A 2,533-nucleotide genomic window follows, 5' to 3' on the forward strand; every position below is an offset into this window, starting at 1 on the left:
TTCTTGCCCACTGAATTTCATTACTTTCTGGCAACATTGAGAGTTGTAATTATTCGAGGTATTACGATCCGTTTGTGGGGAGGTTTATTAGTGAGGATACGATTGGGTTTGGGGGTGGGGATGCTAATCTTTATCGGTATGTGGGGAATAGTCCGACTAATTATACTGACCCGTCGGGAGAACAGGTGCCCGTAGCGATACCTGTGACTGCACCACCTGCGGGAGGTTTGATTCCGTTTTTGAGGGGTTTGCCTGGTTTGGGTGGTGCGGGTATATTGCTTGCGCCTCCTGGTGGTGGTGGGTTGCTGAATCCTTTGCCGGCTGGTCAAAACGATCGACTGTTTGAGGAGAGGGTGCGTAGGGGGTTGATTCGGCCGCAGGGAACTCAGACTACTCCTACTCCAGGGCTTAATCGACCAAACCCTCGTCCTTCACCATCCCCTTCACCTGCACCTGTTTCTCCAAGTTCGCCAGCTTTGCCGAATCCTGATTGTAAAACTTGTGCAGATGACCCTGAACTCAAGAAATATGTCAAGTGTAAGACAATATTTAGAGGAACAGGGGGAGAACAGGGTATCCTAATTGGTTTTAGATTTAACAGCCTTGAAGATGCAGCGAATAATTTACAAAAAACAAGGCGCGAATTAGCAAATAACAGACAGCCAAATAGAGAAAGACTATGGTGGTTGCAGAGTTTGCTTCCTCCCATAGGAGCTTTACCATATAAAGCCGATGATAACTTACCTTGTCCTTATCCAAAGCCTACAAAAGACGGTGGTGCGCGTCACTACAATGTAGAGATAAGTGCTAACGATAACGTCCGAAAAGACCAAGATTGGTCGTCATCTAGCGCTGGCTCACTCGGAAGATGTGAATGTTGTGAAGATACTCTCACAGGGCCAAAGAAAAGAGTAAGATTTTCTATTTTGAATATAAAAAATGCAAATAGCCGGAAAATTCACAATTCTGAACTCTAAATCAATCACTTGACTTGAACATAACCTTTTACGCTTGATATAGATCCTGTGTAATTAACCAGCAAATGACTATAAACAGAGTAGAGTATTTAATTATCTTGTCTGCTTTAACAGAGACAGAAATTTTCATAAATGTCGCATCTGATTGGCGACTGTCCCATGCTGAAGTGGTATCAGCAGCTAATCGGTTATTTCAAAGTGGCGATATATTAGCAGCATTTTCATTAGAAAATGGAGAAAATATTAGAGGTGTAGCCCTAACAATATCTCAGATTTGGGCAAGCCTAAATGGAAAACTCAACGCTTTTTACTACTTAACTTCTCAGGGAGGAGCAAGGTGGGAAGGCTTAACTGGTGCTAATTGGAATCATTATCATAAATGGTGTCTGGGTTATCAGCATGATGAAATAACTGGATTATTTCGTTCAGAAATAATTTGTTGTTCTCAGCAGATTATCCAAGAAATTATAAATTATTGTGAATATTTAGAAAACCAAATTCTTATTTCAGAAACTTGTTTTTGGGAGGATATAGGATTTTGGAAAGCAACGTACTGGAAAACTTTACCCAAAGCTTACAAAGTTACTTACCAGCATCGATATTTTGAATTGTGTATCGACTCAAATACACCCCAAGAATGGATTGATAAAGAGCGACAAGCAAAACAGTGGTACTCAGAAATTTCGCATTGGTATACCGAGCCAGAATTAGATACAAACGCATCAAATTTGTTTGGAGATGAAGATATAAACTCTTACGCAACATTACCAGAAAATCTGAATTCAAAAGTCGAATACTTGATTCTTGATTTTGCTGTAATATTCAACTACTACGGACTAAGAAATGTTGCATACTCAAACCACTTATCTCATGCTGAAACAGCACTTGCAGCGAATTCTTTGTTTCAGAGAGGGGACATTAAAGCAAGGGTATTTGCTGATGAACACGATACCGAGGGAACTTCAAATGTTGTCTTAACAATGGCTGGAATTCAAGACCACTTAGACGAAAGGTTTAATGCTACCTACTATTTAACACCTCAAGGAGGTGCTAGATGGGAAGCAATGGCTCATCCTGATTGGAATAAGTTTTTCATTGTTAATTTTCTTGGGCAGTTTCCTTATGAAGAAGGATTTTTTTGTACTCAGCGAGAAATCCTAGAGCAATTGCTGGCTTTAGAGCGTTTGATTTTCATGTATGAACATATCCCAGGAACCGAAAAATGGAATGTTTTGGAACCCTGGGAAGCAACATATTGGAAAACTCTACCGCGAGGCTATCACGTTAGTTGTGAATTTCAGCCCAATGATTCGAGCCTAGATTACCAAAAAGAAGGAGCTTCCCCTGAGTTAATTGAGGAATACCAGCAAGCACGGCAATGGTACGAAAATATGAAGAAATGGTATACAGACCCTTATTTTGACTAGAATTTAACTGGTTGACTCGATCGGTTTCTAGGTAATTCTATTCGCAGCATTACCTCTACTTACGATGCAGCAAATCAGTTAATATCTGTTAAAGACCCAGATGCGAGTTACAAGTTTAGTTATGACCCC

At 40.4% G+C, this 2,533-nt stretch carries 2 protein-coding genes; both read left to right on the forward strand.

Translation table 11 applies throughout. The features are described 5' to 3' along the window. The first annotated feature begins 35 nt into the window (after positions 1-35). The gene (locus OSCI_RS01505; protein ID WP_071592514.1) at positions 36-977 is read left to right on the forward strand and encodes an RHS repeat-associated core domain-containing protein; all 942 of its coding nucleotides are present in this window, start codon (positions 36-38) and stop codon (positions 975-977) included. Between the two features lie 65 nt (positions 978-1,042). Continuing rightward, a complete protein-coding gene (locus OSCI_RS01510) occupies positions 1,043-2,404 on the forward strand; it encodes a hypothetical protein (RefSeq protein WP_007353075.1) in 1,362 nt (453 codons plus the stop codon). Positions 2,405-2,533: the final 129 nt, after the last annotated feature.

The sequence above is a fragment of the Kamptonema sp. PCC 6506 genome (assembly GCF_000180455.1).
In the GTDB taxonomy this organism is placed as follows: Bacteria; Cyanobacteriota; Cyanobacteriia; order Cyanobacteriales; family Microcoleaceae; genus Kamptonema; species Kamptonema formosum.

Coding starts and splice junctions, on each gene's coding strand:
- OSCI_RS01510 (WP_007353075.1), top strand. CDS start 1,043: ATGACTATAAACAGAGTAGAGTATTTAATTATCTTGTCTGCTTTAACA.